The following is a 23,734-nucleotide window of genomic DNA, read 5'->3' on the forward strand; positions in this document are numbered from 1 at the left end:
TTGTTTACAATCAATTTTTTAGCGTGATGATTTTGTTTTTCTTATTTTGCTAATTTTTTTATTAGGAGATTTTGCCAATTTCTAATACTTACAATTCTGATTAAAAAACTTCCATTGCGTAAACGGCTGCATATTTTACAACTCGCAGCGATAGTCTTTTTTACAGTATCCGGCGGACCTTATGGCCTGGAACCGTTGCTTGGTTATGCAGGCACTCATGGAGCGTTATTACTCTTAATTGTCACTCCCATTCTTTGGGATGTTCCTGCTATACTCACGGTTCTTGAGTTAAATAGTATGATGCCTGTAACAGGAGGTTACTATCAATGGGTAAAAAAAACGCTGGGACTGCGCTTTGGATTTTATGAGGGATGGTGGACGTGGTTGTATACTTTCGTTGACCTTGCTATTTACCCGGTTCTTTTTGTAAGTTATGCTTCGTTCTTCTTTCCGGAAATTGCTCATTTTAAAATACCAATATGTTTGGTAATAATATGGGCTGGGGCTGCCTTAAATATTGTGGGTATTTCACCTGTAGGCAAAGCTTCCCTTATGCTCGGCCTTTTAGTGATTGCGCCGTTTATCGTATTATTCGTGATAGCTATAAATAATGGAACTCATTTTTCATTTCCCGCTCCTTCATTAAAAGGAATTCCTTTCTCATCCATTGGCATGGCTCTTTACACCGTTATGTGGAATTTTTTTGGATGGGATAATACGACCACCTATGCAGAAGAGGTTGACAGGCCTGCCCGCACGTATCTTAAATCGATCAGTATTGCATTTGCAACCGTCATTCTTGTGTATATAATGGTATTGTATTCAACATTGCACTATAACATTAACGCACAAACGCTAAATGAACAAGGCTACCCAGCCTTAGGTTTACTTGCCGGAGGTGAATGGCTGGGTGCAGCAATTTCTATCGGAGGTATGGCGGGTGCATTGGGATTATTTTCTGCGGTGTTGCTCTCAGTTTCACGTGTGCCACAGGTTATGGCAGATGATGGGTTGTTACCTGCAAAAATTCATACTCTCCACCCTCGTTTTAAAACACCGTACATTTCAATTATCATTTGTGCAATAGTTGTAAGTTTTATGATTCTGTGGAGCTTCCAGGAGCTTATTATTATAGATGTTACACTTTACGGAGCGGGTTTATTTTTAGAATTTATAACATTAATAGTGCTGCGCATTAAGTCCCCTACGGTACATAGGCCATTTCGAATACCGTTATCTGTGAGAGGACTGTGTGTTATGGTATTTCTACCGGTTGCTTTATTTGCAATAGCATTAACAGGAGCTTTTGCTGAAGACGGCAAAATGTTTATGCCTGCAGTATTTGCTGTAGCAGCACTCGTAAGCGCTGAAGTTTTTTGGCAAATAATTAAAATGGTGAAAAAAAGAATATAGCCATCCGATTTAATTTTTTATTACATATTGCAATGTATTTTCACGCCGCATGGCAACACATCCTTATATCAGGAAATTATTAGAAGCTATAGCTATAGAAGAAAAAGAAGAAATAAATCGCTATAGACTAGATCAGCAGCATTCATTAAAATCTTTGAAGGCTGAAGGTCTGGCATTGCATCCTATTGTTGTTACCAGGAAAACTTTTGGCTATGCCGATTATCCTGAGATAAGTTTTCGTCTTCCTTTTCCAGCTGACACCAATCAATTTAAAGATGGAATAGCTATTGAGTGTTTTTGCGCCGGTGCAGAACCAGTAAAAGGTGTGCTTATAAGCCTGGATGGAACTATGGGAGAATTCAGATTGTTTGCTCCTGACTTTCCTGATTGGATAGAAGAAGACAATGTAGGTATTAAATTAGCGGTGGATCAACGAACAATTACTATCATGAAAACGGTGTTGACCCGCCTGGAAAATGATAAAGTGTTGTATCCTTTATTTGAAAAAATACACGGCGAATTCACGGTTAATTACGGAACGCGGTTAGACGAAGCAGACGTAGCATTCGTAAATTACGAATTGAATGAGAGCCAACGGCAGGCTGTAAAAGCTATTCTCAAAAACAACGATATAACTATTGTGCATGGCCCGCCCGGTACCGGCAAAACCACGACTTTAACAGAAGCCATCGTACAACTCGTAAAAAAAGGTGAAAAAGTATTGGTAAGCGCACCAAGTAATACGGCTGTAGATAATATCGCCAAAGCCTGTGTGCGAAAGGGATTGAATATACTAAGGGTGGGAAATAACAGTAAGGTAGATGAGGAGATATTTTCGTTTACCCCTGAGGGTAAGCTTTCCAATTCAAAGCAGCAAAAAGAGATAAAGGAATTTAAAAAACGGGCAGAAGAATTTCGCAGAATGGCTTTAAAATACAAGAGGAGTTTTGGCAAGGCGGAGCGTGAACAAAGAAATCTTTTATTTAAAGAAGTAAAAAATATCCGGAACGAAATCAAGAAATTGCAGGCTTATAATGAGGATAAATTGTTCCGGGAAGCAACTGTTATTTTAGGAACACCTATCGGCTTGTACGATGCTAAGATTAATGACATTGCATTTGAAAGGCTGATAATTGATGAGGCCGGCCAGTGTATTGAGCCACTTGCGTGGTGCATCTTTCCTCTTGCTAAAAAATACGTGCTTGCCGGGGATCATCTTCAATTACCGCCAACCGTGCTTAGCCATGAGGCCACGTTGATGGGACTAAATAAATCCATTTTGGAAGTTTGCATCGAATCGGTTAAAAATACGTTTTTGTTAAATACCCAATATCGTATGCGCCAGGCTATCGCCGGCTTTTCCGGCGATTATTTTTATAAAGGGTTGTTGCTAACTGCAAATCATCTTACCAATAAAGGTGTACACATCAGTTTTATTGACACAGCTGGTTCCGGGTTTAATGAAGTGCGGGGAGGTAATGGATTGAGTTTACAAAATGAAGGTGAGTTAATGATTGCACAAAAGCTTATAGCAACCGAGGGATTGAATCCGGATATTACTGCTTTTATATCTCCATATTCCGGGCAGGTGGCAGCAGCAAAAAATATATTGCCTAAACAAATGCGTGTATCCACAATAGATAGTTTCCAGGGCCAGGAAAAAGAAATAATTATATTATCGCTTGTACGAAGTAATGAAGATGGTGATATTGGCTTTTTGAAAGATTATCGCCGCATGAACGTAGCAATAACAAGGGCTAAAGAGCAGTTGTTTGTTATTGGTGATAGCGCCACTATAGGCGCGGATCCCTTTTATAACTCCTTTCTTACTTATATTGAAAAACATGGAGATTACAGATCGGTATGGGAGTTTGAATTATTCTAAAAACAAATTGGCGAAGGAAAGAAAATTTTGTTAGCATCCTTTATGGATAAAGTATGATGTCAAATATACGCAGGGGAACATTTGCTTTTGCAATATCCAGTGCACTAACTTCAGATTGTTCAAAAATTTTATCGTCATAGCAATTACTACAACTAAACATTATCCCTGTTTTTTTGAAATTAATTTTACCGGTCTCTTCGGGTGTTACCATAAAAGCGAGATCTGATTTGTTGCCATATATATAAAAATCCATTTGATTAAGTCTAAGCAAATCACGTAAGGTCATGCCTGAACGAAGACCACTTCTAAATTTCCATTTATTATTTTCGTCTATGTATACATCCTGCCTGCCGCCTTCGGTTGGTAATATATCCGTTATTAAAACGTATGAAAGATTGTTAAGCGTAGTTTCATCTCCCCAAATAAACACAGCCTGGTACTGCGTGCCACTGAACAATACACTGCATTTTTTCAATTCTTTCTTTGAGAAATAATAAATATCTCTTTTCACATTCTTCTCCCCAAAAAAACTAACAAGAAATTCATTTGAATCGAATTGCAACAGATCTTCAGCATACACAAGCGAATCAGGAATTTTTTTCTCCTTCAATTTAAAAACATATTCTTTAATACTATCTCTTAATTCGGTTCTTGCTTCTATTGAAATATTTTTCTTTTGAAAAAGTAGTAATGAATCTTTATTTAAGTTTTTATTGAAGCCATAAAAGAAACCATCTTTTATCAAAGCCTTCTTTCCATCAAGATATTCACTTAACGAAGAAGTGCGAAGTGTAAAATATTTTAAATTGTCATTAAGTAGCATATCCACAGATCGCTCTGTATCTTTATGTTTTTTCTTCGCCCTTGTTTTGAAATTATACTTAATTGCCAAGACATCTTTCTCCTGATGGTTGTAGCCAAGCTGAAAGTCTTTTTTAATCATAAAGCGATCAATGCCTTTGTCCGATATAGCTGATAATTCAATAAGATCCTTAACAGTAAATGCCTGGCAGCAAATTTTTGATACAATTAAATTTTGTAAAAGAAATAAAAACAATATTCTTTTCATCAATTATTATGTTGGTATTTAAAATTGTTGGCGCTTTTAAAAGGAAGAAGGAGCATTGTGAAACATGTGGGCCGCAGTATGAACATGACTAAAATAGGGTGTTTTAATGAAAAATTAAAAAAGTATAATTTAATAAATAGTTTGAAAAAATTGCTGAAACAAAAAATTTACCGGCTGCAAAGGTTACTAATTTTACTATAAAGCATAAACTTAAAACAAAGAAATGTTTATCAAACAAAATCTATTTTAACTTTAGCCTTTTCATGGAAGACGTGGCATGAAATTTATTCGAATGATGAGTAAAAAATTAATACCCTAAATGAATAATGATGACAGCAGAACAACAACGTCTTACAGATAATTTATCAAAGAGAGTTCCCATGGAACAATGGGGTCCTTACCTGAGTGAACGCCAGTGGGGCACGGTGCGTGAAGATTATAGCGAATTTGGAGATGCATGGAATTACTTTCCTTTTGACCAGGCACATTACAGGGCTTATCTGTGGGGAGAAGATGGCATTGGGGGCATATCAGATTATTTTCAAAATCTTTGTTTTTCAGTTGCTTTGTGGAACCGTAAAGATCCAATTTTAAAAGAAAGGCTTTTTGGACTTGGCAACAGGCTCGGCAATCATGGTGAGGATGTGAAGGAGTTATATTATTATATGGATAATCTTCCGACTCATTACTATATGGAATATTTGTATAAATATCCGCAGCGCGAATTTCCTTATGAAGAAATTAAAACCGAAAACCAGCGCAGATCAAGAACGGAGCCCGAATATGAAATATTAGACACAGGCATTTTTAACGATAATGAGTATTTTGATGTAACTATAACTTATGCCAAGCAAGACTCGCAGGATATCTTCATCAAAATAAATATACGTAACCGGTATACGAAAAGTGCGGGTATAACGGTGTTGCCTACACTATGGTTTTATAATCGTGCCAGCAACCAGAATCTTACAGAAAAACCTGTGATTACTGAATATAATAAAACAGCCGTAAAGGCTGCCCATCAACGGTTGGGAACTTATTATTTATATTTTCAACAACCGCGGGCTACCTTTTATACAGAGAATGAAACCAATACAGAGAAGGTTTTAGGAATACCAAATGCAACGCCTTTTGTAAAAGATGCATTTCATGATGCAATCATACATAAAAAGAGTGTAAAAGAACTTCGTAAAAAAAAGTCAGGGACAAAATTTGCACCTGTTTATGATTATACAATTGCAGGCGGCGAATCAAAAAGTATATACTTACGCCTTACTAATAAAGAATTAAATAATAGTTTTGAAGGAGGTTTTGAAAATATATTTCCTCAACGTAAAGCGGAAGCTGATGAATTTTACAATGCAATTCTCCCAAAAAATATTTCTTCTGAATTAAGAAACATACAACGCCTGGCATTTTCGGGGATATTATGGAGTAAACAATATTATCACTACGATGTAGAACGATGGCTTACCACAAGTGATGGTATTACGCCGGTAAACCAGGGCAAACTTAACGGCCGCAATCATGAATGGAAGCACCTGAAAAATCAGCATATAATTTTAATGCCGGATAAATGGGAATATCCATGGTATGCTGCCTGGGATCTTGCGTTCCATTGTATTCCTATGGCTATGCTTGACCCTGGGTTTGCAAAGCATCAGTTGCTATTGATTATGAGAGAATGGTATATGAAACCCGACGGACAATTACCTGCTTATGAATGGCACTTTAGTGACGTAAATCCGCCTGTTCAGGCATGGGCTGCTTTGCAGGTTTATCGTATTGAAAAATCGATGTCAGGAGTTGGAGATATTAATTTTCTAAAAAGAATTTTTCATAAGCTGGTCATTAATTTCACGTGGTGGATCAATAGAAAAGATGCAAGTGGTAATAACATTTTCCAGGGAGGATTTCTTGGACTGGATAATATAGGTGTATTTAACCGCAGTATAGAGATACCAGGAAACCACCGGCTGGAGCAGGCTGACGGCACAAGCTGGATGGGCATGTATGCATTGAACATGATGGACATGGCATTGGAAATTGCAATGGTAGATGAAACTTTCGAGGATGCTGCAACCAAGTTTTTTGAACACTTTGTACTGATAGCGGAAGCATTAAATCAACATGGTTTATGGAATGATACCGATAAGTTTTTTTATGATATTCTTTCACTCGCAGGAACTAACCCGATACAATTACAAATACAATCCATTGTGGGCATTACAACATTATTTGCTGTATCAACTATTCAAAAACAGGTGCGTGATAAACTGGCTGATTTTAAAAAGCGAACAACCTGGTTTGAAAACTACCGAAAGAAGAATGATCGATTTTGGCCTAATGAAGAGCGTGATGACAGGGAAAGAATTCTATTATCTCTTGTTCAGCAGGAACGTTTAAAAAGCATCTTGCAGCATTTATTAGATGAAGAAGAATTTCTTTCGCCAGGCGGCATAAGAGCGTTATCAAAGTACCATGAAAAAAATCCTTATGGAGTTACCATCGATAATATAGAATATAAAATTCAGTATGATCCCGGCGATGCAACTTCCAATCTTTTTGGCGGCAATTCTAACTGGAGAGGCCCGGTATGGATTCCTATAAATTATATACTCATTCAATCTATTCGTAAGTATGGCGAATTTTATGGAGACGATTTATTAGTTGAATGTCCCACAGGTTCCGGCATTCAAATGAATTTACAACAAGTAGCGAATGAATTAACAAGACGCGTAATTTGTTTATTTGAAAAAGACCAAGAAGGTAATCGCAAAATATTTGGAAAAGATAATTGGTTCTATCAACAACCGGGTAATGAAAATCTCGTTTTATTTTATGAATATTTTCATGGGGATAACGGCTATGGGCTTGGGGCGAGTCATCAAACGGGGTGGACATCACTGGTAGCGAGATTGATAAGCGAGCTTAATAACGGTAACGGATAGCCTGCTGCCGTTGAGCTTGCTGGTAAAGTACAAAATATTGACCCGCCTATTTCAAACTTGAATAAACCAGCGACTCAAATTTTCGTTCAACATCGCCATGACTATTTGGATTTTGTTGTGTCATAAAAAGACAAACAAGATGAGCTTTTGGATCTGCCCAGTAAGTGGTTCCATAATACCCGCCCCATGAAAAAGATCCTGCATATCGCGGCCCTCTTGCGGCGGACTTTTCTGAAGTAATATCAAAGCCTAATCCAAAATTGTCGTCACCAAAAAGGCCAGGCTTCAATTGTCCGCTGGTCATCATCTCTACTGTTCTCTTTGATAAAATACGATGCCCGTTATAAATACCACCGTTCAATAACATCTGCATAAATACGGCATAATCGAAAGCTGTAGACGAAAGTCCTGCGCCTCCGGAAAAATAATGTTTATTCATGATTGGATAATCAGGATCTATTTGGCGAAAGGTATGACTCCATTTAATTATGTGGTGTAAAGAATCTTCTGTATAAACAGTTGCAAGTCTTCCCGCTTTTGAAGCCGGTACATTGAAATAAGTATCTTTCATACCAAGCGGTTCAAAAATATTTTTAGTTAGAAAATCCTGCAGATTTGTGCCGCTGATTACTTCAATTAAGCAACCCAGCAAATCGGCGTTTAAGCCGTACTGCCATTTTTCACCAGGCTGAAAAGAGAGAGGGAGTTTACCAAGTGCTTTCATCCGGTCAAGCAGGTTTGCATCAAAATAACCCAGGCCCGATGGAATATGATTCTTTGTATAAATCGCCATCACTTTTGAACTGCCGATATCTGTATAATCAAGTCCGGATGTATGAGTAAGGAGATCGCGGAAAGTGATTTCTCTTTTTGCAGGCACCGTAGTGTAAGTGGTATCTGCTTCATTAAATTTATCCAACACAACAGGGTGTGCAAACTCAGGAATAAAATCTGAAATGGGTTCATCAAGCAATAGTTTTCCTTGCTCATATAAAATCATAAGTCCAACGCTTGTTATCGCTTTTGTTTGCGACATGATGCGAAAGATCGCATCGTTCTTCATTGGCTTTTTTGTGGCAACATCGGCATATCCATAACCTTTATATTGCACAACCTGGTTATCTTTTATTACAATCGTTACCGCGCCTGTTAACCAGTTTTTAGCAATGTAATCATTCACTAAACCATCAATCCTTGCTAATTTGTAATAATCAACAGTATTGTTTTTGGTGTTGTTTTGTATTACCTGCGCCTGCAGAAGTAATGGAAAGAAAATAATAAACGCAAAAAAAACGTATGGCTGAAACAGAAATTTTCCCATGACCTGTATTAATTTGAATTAAAAGTTAATTTTCCGAGTAGGAAATCTTTTTTATAGAAAAACATCCCCTTAATATTTCAATAAATTACATTGATTCATCAGCCGAAGGCCCGTACATTCCAGGAACCGCAATATCAAGCAAACGCAGGTAAACGCTCAATTGGCCGCGGTGATGATACAGGTGATTATAGCTGAAATTTCTAAGAGTGGCCTTTTTGGGTAATTGAAAAAATATATGATCGCCGCGCCGGAAAGTGCATAATGCATTTAATGTTTCGTCAGATGCAGATTCTAATATCCTTACTGCATCATCAATTCGCTTATCAAACAATTGTAAAATAGCGTCTGTGTTCTCCAGTTTTTCAGTATTGAAATTTGCTGTTGCAAAATCAAATTCGTCTGCGTTTATTATCCGGTCAAACCATATGGGTATATTAGCAATATGTGTGGCAAGTCTTCCGATAGTCATTGATTTTTCGTGAGGCCGCCATTCGAGTTTATCCGATGGGACACGCTCGATCATTTTTCTTGTATTGGTTGCCTCATGTTTTAGTTCAGCAAGCAAGGCAGTGTTAACAGGCATACAAATAATTTAGATGAATAGCTAAATTATGAAAATATATTCCAAATTTGGAATGGCTTATTTACTTATGTATGATCAAAATTTTTTGAGTCGTTATAGTTCCATTGTTATCTACTTTTAAAACATAAGTTCCCGCAGGTAATGAAGCCGTGTTAATATCTTCAATAGCTGATGACATTATTTTAGCGCTTAATTGTCTTCCGACTGCATCATATAATAATATTTGCGTTTTACCGATGCCGCTAGTTGTAGAAGTGATGGTAACATTATTATTGACCGGGTTTGGATAAATGATGAAACTATTGGGAGCATTTTTATTGTGCAATACAACGATGCTGCTATAAACGAACTTTCCATCAATATCTGTTTCCTTAACGCGGTAAAATAAATTTCCTCCCGGAATATTTTTATGCAAAAAGCTGTAACTACCTTGATTCGAGTTATCGATTTTTAATTCTCCGATACTTTTAAAATTCCTTCCATCTACACTATATTCAATTTCGAACTTATCCGAACTAACGGTTGGTGTAGCAACTGTCCATTTAACCATAGCAGAAGTTTTATCAACAGATAAAACATTAATGCTGATAAACCTTACAGGCAAGGTGCTAAAATTAAATGGAGTAGGAGTGTTCTCGCCTGGTTCCGTTGCATTGCCATTATTATTAGGATCTACCGCACTTTCCGGACCATTGTTTGAGGAATCTGCAACATTACTAAAGCTTAAAGTCCCCATACTTCCGATAGTGGCGCTTCCTACGGCCGAATTCATATAAGTCGCGGCAGGATTGAGATTTGTAACACGGAAGCTTAAACGAAGTTTTAAAAAATAATCTGTATTTACAGAAGTCTCGTTGTTTAAGTTTTGCCCTGCCAGTAATATGGAAGTATCAGTGCTGCCATTATACGAGGGATTCAATACAAGGTTCGCTGCATTATCGCCGGGGACAAAAGATACATTTATATTAGACACGTTTCCTGCGCCATAAACTGCTGCAAGATTATCACTAACGTTGATATTATTAAGTGCAACATTACCAAGATTTCTTACATAGATTTCATAAGTGAGGTCAGCAGTATTATCATTTACTTTTACCATGTTCACTAATTGCTTGGTAACACCTATAGAAGGAGTAATGCTGGTATTATCAATTGGAAGTTGCCCTTCCTGGAAATTTTTTACTGAATCCAAAACATTGGTTGCTATATCATATTTATAGTAGTAACAATTACCTGAAAAATCAGTACCGGTAATTTCTAATTGCCCGTTGAGGTAAGCGATTCCATAGCAGCTTTGCGGTAAGGAATCCAGGAAGGTTGCAGTAGCATTAGTAGAAGTGTTATAGTTTTTAATTTCGTACAGCCGCGAAGGAAAACTCCCAAGGGTTGCAAACATGCGACCATTGGGTAAAATTGTAATGTCACCACTGGTGATGCTGGCGGGAAAATTCCCCGCAGGAAATTGTACCGTTCGTGTGTTGATTATGTTTCCGGTTGTTACATCAAATTTATCAATTTTGCATTGACCAATTGTATCGTTATAATTTGAAAATGACCAAAGATCACCGTTGTTGTCAAATTCAAAATTGTTTGAGACATAACTGTATGTATAATCTGGTGTGCTGTCCAGCAGGGATGGACAGGTGATATTTTCAGGAAGCCCGATATCGAGCACCCATATTTTTGTTTCAGTAAAAGTTCTTATATCAGCGATGTATATTTTATTATTTTTTGGGTTGTAAGCAACAAACACTGCAAAAATATCCGGTACCTGGTTCGCCATGCTGCAGGTAATTAAAGATGACGTAGAATCAGTAAGTGGATTTTTGATAAGAGAAAAGGCCGGCTCCCCGGAACCGCTGCATGAACTGGTTCCGAAATTAACTAACAACGAATTTTGCGCAACTGACGTATAACTCAGGGCAATGCTAAGAGCGAACAAAGCCAATGATTGGCGTAAAAATATTTTTACCATCCGGTAGATTTTAAAGAGTACTGATATTGGCTTAAGAAAATAACGGTCTTATCTGGTGAAATGTTGGATTGGTAAGATGTACTGTAATTGAGGGTAAAAGATACAGTATTCGTTAGACCTCAAATATAATAACTCAGTTTCACACTTTATAATAAAAGGAGGATTTCATAAAATGGTAAGAATCGATATTTATTTAAAGGATATTTCAGTTTCGATTATGATAAAACCCTTTTGTACATAATTCATTTCTTAGCGGGTAGTGCAAAAGCAACATAAGCATCTCCTGATTTGGTTTTTAATTTACCCCCGCCACAAGCGATCACGAGGTATTCTTTTCCATCTATATTATAAACAGCAGGTGTTGCAAAACCTGATGCAGGCAACTCCGCCTCCCATAATAACTGGCCAGTTCTCTTATTAAATGCTCTTATTTTACTATCGCTTGTAGCGGCTATAAATATAAGTCCGCCGGCCGTTACAACAGGGCCGCCATAGTTTTCAGTACCCGAGTGTATTCCTTTCGCCTTTAATTCAGGATAATCTCCCAGTGTATCTTTCCAAACAACTTCAGCAGTGTTTAAGTTGATAGCTGTAAGTGTGCCCCATGGTGGCTTTACAGCAGGGTAGCCCTCTTTTGTAAGAAATTTATTGTAGCCGGTACTGGTGTAAGGAAGATCCAAATAAGGATCTTTCGTTTTTAAAGGAGCTATAAATTTCTTAGATTGATTATGTTTTATATCGAGAATAAATGATGCAATGGCACTTTTTTCTTCAGCAGAAAAAGTATTAAAAGCGGGCATCATTTTGCGCCCGTTAGCAAGCAACTGGTCAAAAGCTAATTCTTTATATTTTTTATTTACGTTAATTAAGGAAGGATAACTTCCTGCGCCTTTTCTTTCTGGCCCATGGCAAGCAACACAAGTTTTCATATATAACCGCTTTCCTGCCTGCAAATAAGTTTCATTAGTTTTTTCATCATTCTTCACATCAATCATTGTGAGTATCCAAGGCATTTCGGTTGCGTTCACATATATTATTCCCGTCGACGGATCGTAGGCGGGGCCGCCCCATTCGCCCCCGCCATCAAAGCCGGGAAATATAATAGTTCCTTCCTTTGAAGGGGGATTAAAAATGTTTCCTGTTTTATACGATGCCAATCTTTTTTTAATATCCTGGTATGAAGAATCCGAAACAAGATTATTTAAATCGCCTTCATTTAAAACCTGCCTTGCAAAAGGTTTTGGAAAAGTTGGAAAAGGTTGAGTAGGCGATGGTTTTTCACCCTGAAGTTCCGATTGGGTAGGAACTTGTTTTTCTTCAACCGGGTAAATGGGTTTTCCTGTTTCCCTGTCAAATAAAAAAATAAACCCTGATTTAGTTATTTGTACAACAGCATCAATTTTCTTTTCATCTTTTGTGATAGTAGCCAATATGGGAGCGGTTGGTAAATCCCTGTCCCACAAATCGTGATGAACTGTTTGAAAATGCCAGATACGTTTACCAGTAGCTGCGTCTAACGCTACAACACAATCTGCAAAAAGATTATTACCCAATCTTTTGCCTCCGTAAAAGTCAAAGGCTACAGAACCGGATGGAACAAATACAATTCCTCTTTTTTCATCAAGGCTCATGCCCGCCCAGTTGTTGGCAGAGCCAAGATGTTGCCATGCGTTTTTATCTTCGTAGGTATCATAACCTAATTCACCAGGTTGCGGTATCGTATGAAAGATCCATTGTTGTTTACCCGTTATTACATTGTAAGCCCTGATATGTCCAGGGGCAGCAGTTGCATCTTCAGCAACTCTTGAACCCATTATTAAAAGATCCTTGTATATAACGCCGGGCGTATTCGAAGTTATAAACCGGTCTTTCACATGTCTTCCAAGGCCGTCGTGTAAATCTATATGCCCATTTTCTCCAAAAGTGGTAATAATTTTCCCGGTGTTTGCATTTAAACAAATAAGATAATAACCTGCCGTATAAAATACTCTTTTATCATCTTTGCCATCTGTCCAATAGGATACTCCACGGCCTGTATTTAAGAATGTCAATGGTAGTTTTGCGGGCGCATTGGTATCAATTCTATTAAGCACCTCCGGATTAAACACCCAATTTTCTTTACCCGTTGCGGCATCAAGTGCAAACAATTTCATCTTTGGAGAAAGGGCATATAATACTCCATTAACTATTATCGGATTACATTGTATTTGAGTACTTGAGCCGGTATCAGCATCACCGGTATGATATTCCCATGCAACCTGCAATTCGCCCACGTTACTGGTATCCACTTCAATTAAGGATGAGTAATGCATTGCATCTTTTGTTCCTCCATACACGCTCCAGTTTTTATAGGATTGTTTTATAGATCGTTCACACGAAAACGAAACGGCGAATATTATAAAGAGAGCTGTTAAATGGCGAAACTGCATTTTCATTTTTTTCAGTTATAAATTGTTGGTGTAAATAACAGGAGCAATCATTTTTATGAAGATAAAGATGAAATATAAATAATTCCGGCAAAGAAATTGATCGAAAAAATTAAAGATTGCTAATTAATTTTCATTATTGGGAATTTAACGTATGAAACTTGATTAATTAATTCAGCAGGAATTAAAATAATAATCGTTTAAACAATTCAATTATGACAACACAGCAAACTGCTTCCCGCCTCGTTGAACTTTGCCGCAGTGGAGATTTTGAAACTGCACAAAAAGATTTGTTTTCCAACTATGCTATAAGTATTGAGCCACACGCAACGCCTGCATTTGATAAGGAAACAAAGGGATTAGATGCAATACTTGAAAAAGGGAAAAAATTTGATTCGATGGTGGAAAAAAGGCATGGCATTACCATTTCCGACCCGTTAATTGCAACCAATTCTTTTGCCTGCATTATGACAATGGATGTTACTATGAAAGAAGGCGGGCGTATGCAAATGGCGGAACTATGTGTTTATGAAGTAAAGGATGGCGAGGTTATTTCAGAACACTTTTTTATGTAATTCCAGAAGATTTAACGCCAACGCGTAATCGACTTTACGGAAAAGGTTGTTTAAAAAAAAACTGGTAATTCTTACCAGAAGAATTACCAGTTGGGTGTTAAAAGATTTTCTTTTTAAGAAAATCTTTTTTTGAGATCATTTGCAGCGCCCTCAATATTTTCTTTTAAATCAACGGCCTTGTCTTTATATTCTGCTGCCTTACCTTCCACATCTTTTTTATATTTTTTTGCCTTCTTCATCCATTTCTTCCGGGTTTTGGAACCTTCATCGGGGGCCATTAATAAACCAGCAATTGCGCCAATTGCAATACCTGTCATCAATAAAATGGTTGCGTTTTCAATTTTCATATTCTTATTTTAAATTTTTAATGATAAAAAGATTTTCAATTTTTTAGTTCAAAAACGTTGCCAGTTAAATGTATTATAGCTGTTAATATCATAAATATAATATAAAAGGAAATTTAATCGAAAGGCATATTATTTAATTGGGTTTTGCGTTATAAATGCGGCCAAACCCGATTCTTTTGAAAAAAATTATACTCTTTTTCGTTTTTTGTATTTGTATAAAATATAGTATCGCCCAGCCTTCAAACGATAATTCTGCTGATACTCTAAGGTTAATTGCGCAGAAGGAAAATATCATTATGCCTGAAACGATAGTAAAATCAGAGAACATAGGGCCAAAAATAAATACCGAATTTGACGAACTAAGACCCACGATTTCTGCAGATGGTAATTTGTTATTTTTTATAAGACAGAACCATCCGTTTAATACCAAATACAATGTGGTTCCAAACTCGCAGGACATTTGGTTTTCAGAAAGAGATAGCACCGGCAAATGGAGTGAGGCAGTACACCTTGGATACCCTTTAAATACAACAGAATACAATGCAGTTTTTTGGATTTCGCCTGATAATAACCGCATTCTTATAAGAAATGCATTTATTGACGGAGATTATTTTGGTAATGGCGTAAGCATGTGTTACCTCACTAAATATGGAAACTGGAGTAAGCCCCAAATGCTGCAAATAAAAAATTATGACAAGTATGACAGGGGCAATCAATATGGTGCAACCATGGCAAATGATGGACAAACTTTATTGCTCTACATGTCGCAGAAGGAGGGGAGTTTTAATAACGATATATATGTTTGCTTTTTGCAAAAAGATGGAACATGGAGTGAACCCAAAAGCCTTGGGAAAAAAATAAATCTGCCAAAGTATAATGAAATGACGCCATACCTTGCATCTGATGGAGTGACACTCTATTTCAGCAGCGACCGGCCCGGAGGTTTAGGTGATAACGATATTTGGTGGAGTAAACGCCTTGATGATTCTTGGCAAAAATGGAGCGACCCTGTGGATTTGGGAAGCCCGATAAATACGCCGGACTGGGATGCTTTTTTTACTTTAGATGCCGGAGGTGAATATGCATACATGACTACAAGCCAGGACAGCTACGGCGCAAGCGATATCGTGCGTATTAAATTATTGGAGAAAGAAAAACCAAACCCTGTAGTGCTGGTAGATGGTAATGTGTATGACGCTAAAACAAAGAAGCCCCTAAGCGCTTCGCTGGTGTACGAAACTTTGCCTGATGGCACTGAGGCTGGTAATGGAATTTCTAACCCAATTGATGGTGCTTTTAAAATTGTATTGCCTTACGATAAAAATTACAGCATTCGGGCTACGGCCGATCACTATTTTGCGATTTCAGAAAATCTTAATCTTGATTCATTAATTAAGGCTGGCTATAAAGAAGTTCATAAAGATCTTTACCTGGTTCCTATAGAAGTGGGGCAGGTTGTACGCTTGAATAATGTGTTTTTTGATTTTGATAAATGGGATCTTCGTCCTGAGTCATTTATTGAATTGAACCGGGTTGTGAAATTGCTGAATGAAAACCCTTCGATTGAAATTGAAATGAGCGCACATACCGATAGCCGCGGTTCTGACGAATACAATTTTAAATTGAGTGATAACCGGGCAAGGTCTGTAATGGAATATATAATTTCAAAAGGAATAGACTCATCGAGAATCACTTCTCACGGTTACGGAGAGACGAAGCCGGTTGCCACTAACGATACTGATGAAGGCAGACAATTAAACAGGAGAGTGGAATTTAAAATTCTGAAGAATTAATTCTTTAATGTTTTTTAAACAGGTTGTTGAGGCTGGTTGCAAGCTTAATTCCTCCAAAATAATAAACATCGTTTATGGAAGGATTTCCCCGTACATCCGCGGCAGTCAGAGGAGTTGATTGTCTGTAGGAAAGCTCTGCTGATTTTGGGCCTTTCGCCGCATTCAACACTGCAGGATCTACATAATTTTTACTTACATCATCGAGGTAATCTGTAAAAGTAAACCTATATCCAAATTCAAAACTCATATCCCATTTTTCATTCAAAGGCATCTTCCATCCTATTCCCACCGGGATACACAATTGAATGAGAGAATATTGCTTCCTGTCAGGAAATTCCTTTAATCCTTCGCCTTCTGTGCTTAACGGATGGAGATATGTTTTTTTATTATTATTGTCAAATGTGAATGGGTTAAAATAAAATGCACCCACACCGCCAAAAATATAAGGATAGGCTGTAAAAGTTTCTGGGTCAAATAAATTAATCTCAGCGATAGCATTTAGTTCTATAATATCGCTTTTAAAACTAAGATTACGGTTTTTTAAAAGTGGACTTGTGTTATTTTTATCATCTGCGCCGATTCTTGCATAAGCGATTCCTGCACGGAAGTTCAAAAAATCGCCCGAATTATATTTTAAATTTAAATTGAAAGCGGGCCTTAGTTGTTTGATTGAAACCCTCTGTTGTGTTAAATCTCCGTTATATCCCGCGGCGCCTGCCATTAACTCCACCTGCCACTCCTGGGCTTTGCATACACTCGAAAAAAGCAACAGGGAAATTAAACATGTTTTCATACAAGCAGTATTGTGGTTTATGTTTGAGTAATGAGGTTCGCTTTGGAATATTTAATTCAGTAAACAGTAGCGGTTTTTTATTAAAATTAATTTTTTTTCGGTTAGTCAGATAATATCAATGTTAAAAGTAAACTTACTATACGCAATAATAGCTATTTTACTATTTCCATTCATAGATGATGTACGAAGATTACAGTAAATACAAAAGACCGAAAATTAAGCAGAAGCGCTCTTGTTTCACATACGGTCGCTAAATACTTTTGTAACAGGAGTTGATTGATGTCGATTAGCGAAATGAAAAATACCCAGAACCAATGAAAAGCACAGCCCTGGTTTTGAGGGAAACCACGCTTAATCTTGTGCCAAGTCATTTTCATATTTTTAAAACGACTGATTCTATATAAATAATTGTTCCTATGAAAAACAGCCAATAACCGGCTTATCTCTATCCTAAAAAACCATCAAAACCAGAATTAAATTATTGAATGGGGATGTTAAAAAACTTCTGCAATTACCGGCAGAAGTTTTTTTTATCTATTAGGTTTTGATCGACAATTTCTATATTCTTTATGTAAAAGTTTACCCGTTTATACTGCACCTAACGGGTATTCTTACTCGCTTGTTTATCGTTAATCTACTATAACTTCAGTAAAATTAATATGGTCAAAATAAGGCAATATCACTATTGCACACTGCATCGTACACCTATAACTTTGTTCCAGAAGTTGATTGATGTCCAACAAGCATTAATCTGAAATCCAAAAATCCATTGAACAAACTTTTACCAAATCCGATAAAAAACCAAACAAAAATCCGGTATCAGTCAACTTCTTGTTTTAAAATCCAATACTGTAATTAACGAATTGTCCCAATGAAAACCAGCCCGTAAAAAGGCTATCCCATTTATCCTGAAAAACCGTAATACCCAGGAATAACTTATTCCAAAGAAGTTTAACTTCAAAAGCTTCTGCACTTACCGGCAGAAGCTTTTTTTATGTCCTATTACTGGGTAATTTTTATTTTTTCAAAAAATGAAAATTATTTAAATGCTCAGCGGGTATTAAAATAACCAATGACAGCAAATTTATCCACAGCGGTTGCTGCATTGACATTTTTTACAGCCGTTTTAATACAAAAAATATTCCGGCACGTTTTTCCTAATAGATACCATATACCATTAAAAATTAATTATGAAAAAAACTTTAATATTTATATCCGTTGTTATTTTATTTAGCAGTTGCGTTGCTAAAAGATATTTAAAACAATCGCAAATGGAAACTGCAACCCTTCGCGAGGATAGCTCGAGGCTGGCTGACCAAGTTACTTCATTAAATGAAAAAATTGCTTCATTACAGGAAAACATTAAAGATTTAACCGCAAAAATTGATGCGTTGAATAACCAAAACAGTCAGTTGGGGCAACAAACAACTGAACAACAAAACCAATTAACCAAAAGCAAGGAAACTTTACAGCAACAAAAGGAAAGATTAGAACATTTACAGGCATTATTAGAACAACAAAAGAAACAATCGGAAGAATTAAAAAATAAGATGACCGAAGCGTTAAAGGGATTTAATTCTAATGATCTGTCAGTGTATCAAAAAAACGGTAAGGTATATGTTCGTCTTTCTGAAAATTTACTGTTTCCTTCAGGAAGCGCTGTTGTAAATCCTAAGGGAATTGATGCATTATCTAAACTTGCAGCCGTACTTAATCTCAATAACGATGTTTCAGTAAATATTGAAGGGCATACGGATAGTATTCCGATTCGCGGAAGGTTTAAAGATAATTGGGATCTTAGCACTGCAAGAGCTAATGCAATTGTAAGAATATTGACCAATAATTATAAAGTGGATCCTGCAAGAGTAATAGCGTCGGGGCATAGTTATTATGAACCTATTGAAAGCAACGAAACACCTGAAGGACGCGCCAAAAACAGGAGAACTGAAATAATTCTCTCGCCCAAATTAGATGAAATGTATCATCTACTCGGAATGTAAACTGTTACATCTGGAAAGAAAACCTGCGTTAACGTTTACGTGAGTTTTTAATTTAATAAGCTCAAGTTTTTTTTAGTAAAATAGTAACATTACGTATATGCCTATTCGTTGATTTACTAATAATGTGGTAAATTCAATATGCCAAAAATTACGCAGTAATGCTATTGTAAAGTGTACAGCGTGAACTTATCTTTGTTACAAAAGTTGATTGATGTTCAACAAACATTAATCAGAAATCCAAAAATCCATTTGAAAGAACTTTACCAAATCCGATAAAAAACCAAATAACAATCCGATATCAGTCAACTTCTGTTTTAAAATTCAATACCTGTAAATGCCAAATTATCCAAATGAAAACCAGCCCGTAAAAAGGCAATTTGATTTATCCTGAAAGACCACGATACCCCAGGAATAAATTATTTTCATGAAGTTAGTCTTCAGAAACTTCCGCACTAATCAGCGGAAGTTTTTTTGTTTGAGACGATATATGACCTGGCGAAGATTATTCTTCGGGACTTAACCAGCCTACCATAAAAAACCTTGAGTAATGAATAACCAGGAGAAATTTATACGAGGGTTCGGTTCGTAGATTAAAATTATTTAGCTTTCTAATCTTACATTTACAGCGCTTGGGCCTTTTGGTCCCATTTCAATTTCAAATGTTACTTTGCTATTTTCTTTAATTTGGTTAATTAACCCGTTAGCATGCACAAAAATGCTTTCCTGTGTTACCTGGTCTTTAATAAAACCATATCCTTTTGATTCATTAAAAAATGTAACTTTTCCTCTTCTTATCAGATCTGCCGGATCGGGTGCCACATGTTTGGGAACACCAATTTGAATATCTTCTAATTTTATCTTTCTCATTTTACCAGGATCTGGGGGAGTAGAAGAAAGATTTCCATTTTCGTCTATATAAGCAAGCATATCGTCAAGAGTTTTACCCTCCTTGGCATTATCTTTCCTTTCCTGCTTTCTCTCCTGTTTATCCTGCCTGCTCTTTTGCTTTTTCTTTTCTCTTTCTTTTTTGTTCCATGTTTCCTGCGATTTACTCATAATTCTTTTCTCTTTAAGTTTATATTATTAATTCCCTGTTCCAATGAAGGTACAAAATTTCTGTACCAAAATAAAGCAAAACAATTTTTTTGAACGGTGAAAATGAAATAAAATATTGGAGATATAACACCCCATGTAAAATTAGCACCGCATATAATATAACATTATAAATCCCAATATAAGTTATGTAACTTTGCAAAAAATATTATTATGAAACTATTTGTAGCTGGTTTGCCTTATGATCTCGATGATGCTGAGTTGGAGGAGATTTTTGAAAAATTCGGCAAGGTTGCTACCGCCCGGGTCGCTATGGATAGGGAAACGGGGAAGAGTAAAGGATTTGGATTTGTAGAAATGCCTAATGACACGGACGCAAAAAATGCTATTGAAAATTTAAAGGATATTTCGCTCGGTAAAAAGCCACTTATTGTAAAACAAGCTGAAGAAAAGCCACCGTCCAATTCCGGAAGAAGATGGTAACCAGTGTGACACGGCGCTGTTCTACATCCAACACTAAATGATGATCCGTTCGTCCTGAATAAACTGAATCTAATTGTTATGCCTTGTTAATTTCTTGCCCCAGCATTACAATTACAGCATTCGATGTTTATTTTTATTCTGTATTGCTTCTTAATAACTATAATTTGATATGGGTAAAAAAAAACAACATTTTGCTAACGGCGACCCACAAACGTTTTCTGCAAAGGGTAATAAAAAACTCTTAAAACGAATTGCTACAAAAAAGAATTGGGATCAGCTTCGTATAGATAAATCAACCAGGCTACAACTCAGTAATTTATACAATTTCAAATCACCAGTTAATGCAGCCGTTAAAGTTGAGGACTTACCAAACAATACTTCCTCTACTTATAAAGTGTTATTTGCGGGGCCTGCGAAAGGTAAAAAGCTTACTGCCAAATTAATTGGTAATCAAAATTCTCTCGATGTATACAGGATAGATCTTTCCCGGTTGGTTTCCAAATATATAGGAGAAACCGAAAAAAATCTTGAAAAGATTTTTGAAGAAGCCAAAACAAATAACTGGATACTTTTTTTCGATGAAGCCGACGCCTTGTTTGGCAAAAGAACAAATGTAAAAGATTCACACGACCGTTATGCCAGCAGCCAAATATCTTATTTACTCCAGCAGGTAAATGAATATCCCGGATTGATAATATTTAGCTCAAAAAATAGGGAAGCCTCCGCCAATACAATTCCTGTAAAATTTCATACTATCATTCATTTCAAAAAGCCATCTTAACGGAAAATCCTCATACAGAACAACCGCGCCTTACAGAATATGTAATCTACAGAAATTTTGTTCGCTCATTTGGATATAGTCGAGACGATGACCGAACAGGATTTTAGCCGAAAGATGTTAATGTAATCAAACTGATTATATTATTCTTACTACAGATGAATCGGTATTTAATCCGGATATTTCTTCAATTGTTTTGTTTAAAATGGGGTGTATAAGCCCTGGCGCAATTTCCATCAAGGGAGTTAGAACGAAATTCCGCAAATGTAGCCTGGGGTGAGGAATTATTAAATGATCGGTATTGATAATTTTATTACCATAAAACAGGATATCAATATCAATGGTTCGTGGAGCAAACTGGTTATCCTTATTCCTGTTTCTCCCCATGGCTTTTTCAATAGCAAGAATATTTTTTAAAACCTCATCGGAAGTAAGATTCGTCTCAACACATATTACACTGTTTAAAAAATCGTCCTGGTTTTTATTACCCCACGGTTCTGTTTTGTAAAGAGATGATTCTTTAATAACAGGGCCAATCATTTCTCTAATTTTTTCAATAGCCATTTCAAACTTTTCAGAAACTCTCCCAACGTTCCCCCCTAATGCTATAAATACCTTTTCCATATTTTTTATAATACATCCTTAATTAAAACTTGGTAAAAATATTAATATATAAATTATAAAATAAGTCCCGGTAAAAAGAATAAGCAACCTTTTTTTTTAAACCAACGTTTATACTGGAAAGGCTCTTTAAAAAAACTCATTTTTTATCTTTAATTGTAAACATTTATGAAACAAAATCAAAATTTGGTATTGAGCGTTATAATCTTATTTATAATGTTCGTTAGCTTTTCGTGCAGTAAATCCGGTAACACTCCGGCCAATAACGGAACCGGCGGTACGGGAGTTACACCAGGTACGGTCAGCATTGCAAACATGGCGTTTGGTCCTTCATCGTTAACTGTGAAAGTAGGCACAACTGTAACCTGGAAAAACAATGACGGATATGCCCATACGGTAACATCCGATGACGGAACAAGTTTTAACAGCGGCAATATTGGCGGAGGTGCTTCCTATAGCTATGTTACAAAAACCGCAGGTACGTTCGCCTATCACTGCAACATACATTCAGGAATGACAGCAACCCTGGTAGTAACTCAATAAGCCAATGCCTTTAAGTTAATTAATCAACAATATTTTAGTTATATAACGCTAAAGTATATTCGAAAAAAGTGTATTATAGAATTGCGGCAAATGGAGAATAACTAATAACATTGTTACAGCATCTTATAAAATACCATAATATCAATTACCATCTATCCAGTCCTAAAAGTTTCCTTCCGAGTGGTGATAATTCTGCGGTAGTGTATCTGGTCTTTTCCCAATTCCTTGGATCGCCGGGAAATGCATATCCTTCCGGCGCCTTTCTTTCTTTCCATGAAGTTATTCTCCATTGACGCAGTTCTTCATTGTCTTCTTCTGCGGGCATCATAGAAATGTATTGCGCCAATCGCACTTTATCTTTACTCCTGTTTGGACGTATTCCATGTGGCTCTGTACTATTAAATATCAAAAGGTCACCGGCATTCATTTTTACTTTTACAATTTCAAATCCTGTTACGTCTGGCTTAAAATGATCGCGGTCCTCTGGTTGAGTTAATTTCCAGGTATCATAAGTTCTGTATAATTCGGGGATGCATTGAAACCCGCCCATGTTCTCATCGTTTTGATCAGCCAGCGCCAAAACGCCCTGTACATTTTGTGGCCTTGTTTCAGGATCATAATCCCAATGAATAAAACCCTTTTGCTCATAACCTTCACGTACAGGTAAATTTAAATTTGCCCTGTCAATGGTCACCCATAATTTTTCAGTCCCCCATATATCAGTAAAAGCCTGGTGTACCTTCGGATATTGGCGATTATCCCAAAGTAACTGGTGGTTGTAGACTTCAACCATACCTGTGTTGGTAAGTTCCTTCATCTTCATTTCCGCACGTGGAGGCGCATACCATGTTGAGGGATCGTTTGGATCTTTCTCCTCAAACTCCCATAAAAAATCGGCTAATCTTTTTACCTGTTCTTTCGGTACTGCATTTTTTATAACTATATAACCGTTGGTTATCCAGAATTGCCAATCTTCTTCAGTAAGCAAGTTTAATGGTTTTCCATTTGAGCGGTCATTTAATTTTATTTTGCTGCTTTTGGCCGTGGATGGATTTCCGGGAATGTCTTTGTGCGCATTCATTGAAGGAGCCATGGTAGTGGTCATTGTTTTTTGTTCCATAAAAT

General features: G+C 36.7%; 19 protein-coding genes. 9 read left to right on the forward strand and 10 right to left on the reverse strand.

The features are described from left to right. The first annotated feature begins 114 nt into the window (after positions 1-114). On the forward strand, positions 115-1,413 hold the full coding sequence (locus tag FW778_RS20200) for an APC family permease (RefSeq protein WP_202552390.1): 1,299 nt from the start codon (positions 115-117) through the stop codon (positions 1,411-1,413). Positions 1,414-1,462: 49 nt separating this feature from the next. Further along, on the forward strand, positions 1,463-3,298 hold the full coding sequence (locus tag FW778_RS20205) for an AAA domain-containing protein (RefSeq protein WP_150416702.1): 1,836 nt from the start codon (positions 1,463-1,465) through the stop codon (positions 3,296-3,298). A gap of 40 nt (positions 3,299-3,338) precedes the next feature. Here FW778_RS20205 and FW778_RS20210 read toward each other — a convergent pair whose 3' ends face one another. Further along, a complete protein-coding gene (locus tag FW778_RS20210; protein WP_150416703.1) occupies positions 3,339-4,367 on the reverse strand; it encodes a hypothetical protein in 1,029 nt (342 codons plus the stop codon). 326 nt (positions 4,368-4,693) lie between these two features. Here FW778_RS20210 and FW778_RS20215 point away from each other — a divergent pair, with 326 nt between their 5' ends. Beyond that, complete coding sequence (locus tag FW778_RS20215) at positions 4,694-7,318, forward strand: MGH1-like glycoside hydrolase domain-containing protein (RefSeq protein ID WP_317132391.1); 2,625 nt, start codon at positions 4,694-4,696, stop codon at positions 7,316-7,318. Positions 7,319-7,364: 46 nt separating this feature from the next. Here FW778_RS20215 and FW778_RS20220 read toward each other — a convergent pair whose 3' ends face one another. The 4 genes from FW778_RS20220 to FW778_RS20235 form a co-directional block, all read right to left on the reverse strand. Then, on the reverse strand, positions 7,365-8,639 hold the full coding sequence (locus tag FW778_RS20220; RefSeq protein WP_150416704.1) for a serine hydrolase domain-containing protein: 1,275 nt from the start codon (positions 8,637-8,639) through the stop codon (positions 7,365-7,367). Between the two features lie 85 nt (positions 8,640-8,724). Further along, positions 8,725-9,222: a DinB family protein gene (locus tag FW778_RS20225; RefSeq protein ID WP_150416705.1), complete on the reverse strand. Its 498-nt coding sequence runs from the start codon at positions 9,220-9,222 to the stop codon at positions 8,725-8,727. 61 nt (positions 9,223-9,283) lie between these two features. Next, the gene (locus FW778_RS20230; RefSeq protein WP_150416706.1) at positions 9,284-11,197 is read right to left on the reverse strand and encodes a T9SS type A sorting domain-containing protein; all 1,914 of its coding nucleotides are present in this window, start codon (positions 11,195-11,197) and stop codon (positions 9,284-9,286) included. A 242-nt stretch (positions 11,198-11,439) separates the two neighbouring features. After that, positions 11,440-13,632, reverse strand: coding sequence for an outer membrane protein assembly factor BamB family protein (locus FW778_RS20235; RefSeq protein ID WP_202552391.1), 2,193 nt, complete (start codon positions 13,630-13,632; stop codon positions 11,440-11,442). A 206-nt stretch (positions 13,633-13,838) separates the two neighbouring features. Here FW778_RS20235 and FW778_RS20240 point away from each other — a divergent pair, with 206 nt between their 5' ends. Beyond that, a complete protein-coding gene (locus FW778_RS20240; RefSeq protein WP_150416707.1) occupies positions 13,839-14,198 on the forward strand; it encodes a SnoaL-like domain-containing protein in 360 nt (119 codons plus the stop codon). A gap of 113 nt (positions 14,199-14,311) precedes the next feature. Here the strand turns inward: FW778_RS20240 and FW778_RS20245 are convergent, their stop codons facing one another. After that, positions 14,312-14,545, reverse strand: coding sequence for a YtxH domain-containing protein (locus FW778_RS20245; protein ID WP_150416708.1), 234 nt, complete (start codon positions 14,543-14,545; stop codon positions 14,312-14,314). 176 nt (positions 14,546-14,721) lie between these two features. Here FW778_RS20245 and FW778_RS20250 point away from each other — a divergent pair, with 176 nt between their 5' ends. Further along, a complete protein-coding gene (locus FW778_RS20250; protein ID WP_202552393.1) occupies positions 14,722-16,338 on the forward strand; it encodes an OmpA family protein in 1,617 nt (538 codons plus the stop codon). A gap of 4 nt (positions 16,339-16,342) precedes the next feature. On the opposite strand, the gene FW778_RS20255 is transcribed toward FW778_RS20250, so the two are convergent. Beyond that, the gene (locus tag FW778_RS20255; protein WP_150416710.1) at positions 16,343-17,131 is read right to left on the reverse strand and encodes a DUF6089 family protein; all 789 of its coding nucleotides are present in this window, start codon (positions 17,129-17,131) and stop codon (positions 16,343-16,345) included. Positions 17,132-18,321: 1,190 nt separating this feature from the next. Here FW778_RS20255 and FW778_RS20260 point away from each other — a divergent pair. Continuing rightward, positions 18,322-19,131: an OmpA family protein gene (locus FW778_RS20260; RefSeq protein ID WP_150416711.1), complete on the forward strand. Its 810-nt coding sequence runs from the start codon at positions 18,322-18,324 to the stop codon at positions 19,129-19,131. A 600-nt stretch (positions 19,132-19,731) separates the two neighbouring features. Here the strand turns inward: FW778_RS20260 and FW778_RS20265 are convergent. Beyond that, positions 19,732-20,187: a cold-shock protein gene (locus FW778_RS20265; protein ID WP_150416712.1), complete on the reverse strand. Its 456-nt coding sequence runs from the start codon at positions 20,185-20,187 to the stop codon at positions 19,732-19,734. Positions 20,188-20,397: 210 nt separating this feature from the next. Here FW778_RS20265 and FW778_RS20270 point away from each other — a divergent pair, with 210 nt between their 5' ends. Both FW778_RS20270 and FW778_RS20275 read left to right on the forward strand, forming a co-directional pair. Then, positions 20,398-20,667: an RNA recognition motif domain-containing protein gene (locus FW778_RS20270; protein WP_150416713.1), complete on the forward strand. Its 270-nt coding sequence runs from the start codon at positions 20,398-20,400 to the stop codon at positions 20,665-20,667. A 169-nt stretch (positions 20,668-20,836) separates the two neighbouring features. After that, complete coding sequence (locus FW778_RS20275; protein WP_150416714.1) at positions 20,837-21,448, forward strand: ATP-binding protein; 612 nt, start codon at positions 20,837-20,839, stop codon at positions 21,446-21,448. 135 nt (positions 21,449-21,583) lie between these two features. On the opposite strand, the gene folK is transcribed toward FW778_RS20275, so the two are convergent. Beyond that, complete coding sequence (gene folK / locus FW778_RS20280) at positions 21,584-22,069, reverse strand: 2-amino-4-hydroxy-6-hydroxymethyldihydropteridine diphosphokinase (protein ID WP_150416715.1); 486 nt, start codon at positions 22,067-22,069, stop codon at positions 21,584-21,586. A 165-nt stretch (positions 22,070-22,234) separates the two neighbouring features. Here folK and FW778_RS20285 point away from each other — a divergent pair, with 165 nt between their 5' ends. Then, positions 22,235-22,609 carry a cupredoxin domain-containing protein gene (locus FW778_RS20285; RefSeq protein ID WP_202552395.1) on the forward strand — a complete coding sequence of 125 codons (375 nt, stop codon included), beginning with the start codon at positions 22,235-22,237 and terminating at the stop codon, positions 22,607-22,609. A gap of 145 nt (positions 22,610-22,754) precedes the next feature. Here FW778_RS20285 and FW778_RS20290 read toward each other — a convergent pair whose 3' ends face one another. Next, the gene (locus FW778_RS20290; protein WP_150416716.1) at positions 22,755-23,729 is read right to left on the reverse strand and encodes a phytanoyl-CoA dioxygenase family protein; all 975 of its coding nucleotides are present in this window, start codon (positions 23,727-23,729) and stop codon (positions 22,755-22,757) included. Positions 23,730-23,734: the final 5 nt, after the last annotated feature.

Origin of the sequence: Ginsengibacter hankyongi, from assembly GCF_008710285.1 — a bacterium.
In the GTDB taxonomy this organism is placed as follows: Bacteria; Bacteroidota; Bacteroidia; order Chitinophagales; family Chitinophagaceae; genus Ginsengibacter; species Ginsengibacter hankyongi.

Coding starts and splice junctions, on each gene's coding strand:
- FW778_RS20205 (WP_150416702.1), top strand. CDS start 1,463: ATGGCAACACATCCTTATATCAGGAAATTATTAGAAGCTATAGCTATA.
- FW778_RS20210 (WP_150416703.1), bottom strand. CDS start 4,367: ATGAAAAGAATATTGTTTTTATTTCTTTTACAAAATTTAATTGTATCA.
- FW778_RS20215 (WP_317132391.1), top strand. CDS start 4,694: ATGATGACAGCAGAACAACAACGTCTTACAGATAATTTATCAAAGAGA.
- FW778_RS20220 (WP_150416704.1), bottom strand. CDS start 8,639: ATGGGAAAATTTCTGTTTCAGCCATACGTTTTTTTTGCGTTTATTATT.
- FW778_RS20225 (WP_150416705.1), bottom strand. CDS start 9,222: ATGCCTGTTAACACTGCCTTGCTTGCTGAACTAAAACATGAGGCAACC.
- FW778_RS20230 (WP_150416706.1), bottom strand. CDS start 11,197: ATGGTAAAAATATTTTTACGCCAATCATTGGCTTTGTTCGCTCTTAGC.
- FW778_RS20235 (WP_202552391.1), bottom strand. CDS start 13,632: ATGAAAATGCAGTTTCGCCATTTAACAGCTCTCTTTATAATATTCGCC.
- FW778_RS20240 (WP_150416707.1), top strand. CDS start 13,839: ATGACAACACAGCAAACTGCTTCCCGCCTCGTTGAACTTTGCCGCAGT.
- FW778_RS20245 (WP_150416708.1), bottom strand. CDS start 14,545: ATGAAAATTGAAAACGCAACCATTTTATTGATGACAGGTATTGCAATT.
- FW778_RS20255 (WP_150416710.1), bottom strand. CDS start 17,131: ATGAAAACATGTTTAATTTCCCTGTTGCTTTTTTCGAGTGTATGCAAA.
- FW778_RS20260 (WP_150416711.1), top strand. CDS start 18,322: ATGAAAAAAACTTTAATATTTATATCCGTTGTTATTTTATTTAGCAGT.
- FW778_RS20265 (WP_150416712.1), bottom strand. CDS start 20,187: ATGAGTAAATCGCAGGAAACATGGAACAAAAAAGAAAGAGAAAAGAAA.
- FW778_RS20270 (WP_150416713.1), top strand. CDS start 20,398: ATGAAACTATTTGTAGCTGGTTTGCCTTATGATCTCGATGATGCTGAG.
- FW778_RS20275 (WP_150416714.1), top strand. CDS start 20,837: ATGGGTAAAAAAAAACAACATTTTGCTAACGGCGACCCACAAACGTTT.
- folK (WP_150416715.1), bottom strand. CDS start 22,069: ATGGAAAAGGTATTTATAGCATTAGGGGGGAACGTTGGGAGAGTTTCT.
- FW778_RS20285 (WP_202552395.1), top strand. CDS start 22,235: ATGAAACAAAATCAAAATTTGGTATTGAGCGTTATAATCTTATTTATA.
- FW778_RS20290 (WP_150416716.1), bottom strand. CDS start 23,729: ATGGAACAAAAAACAATGACCACTACCATGGCTCCTTCAATGAATGCG.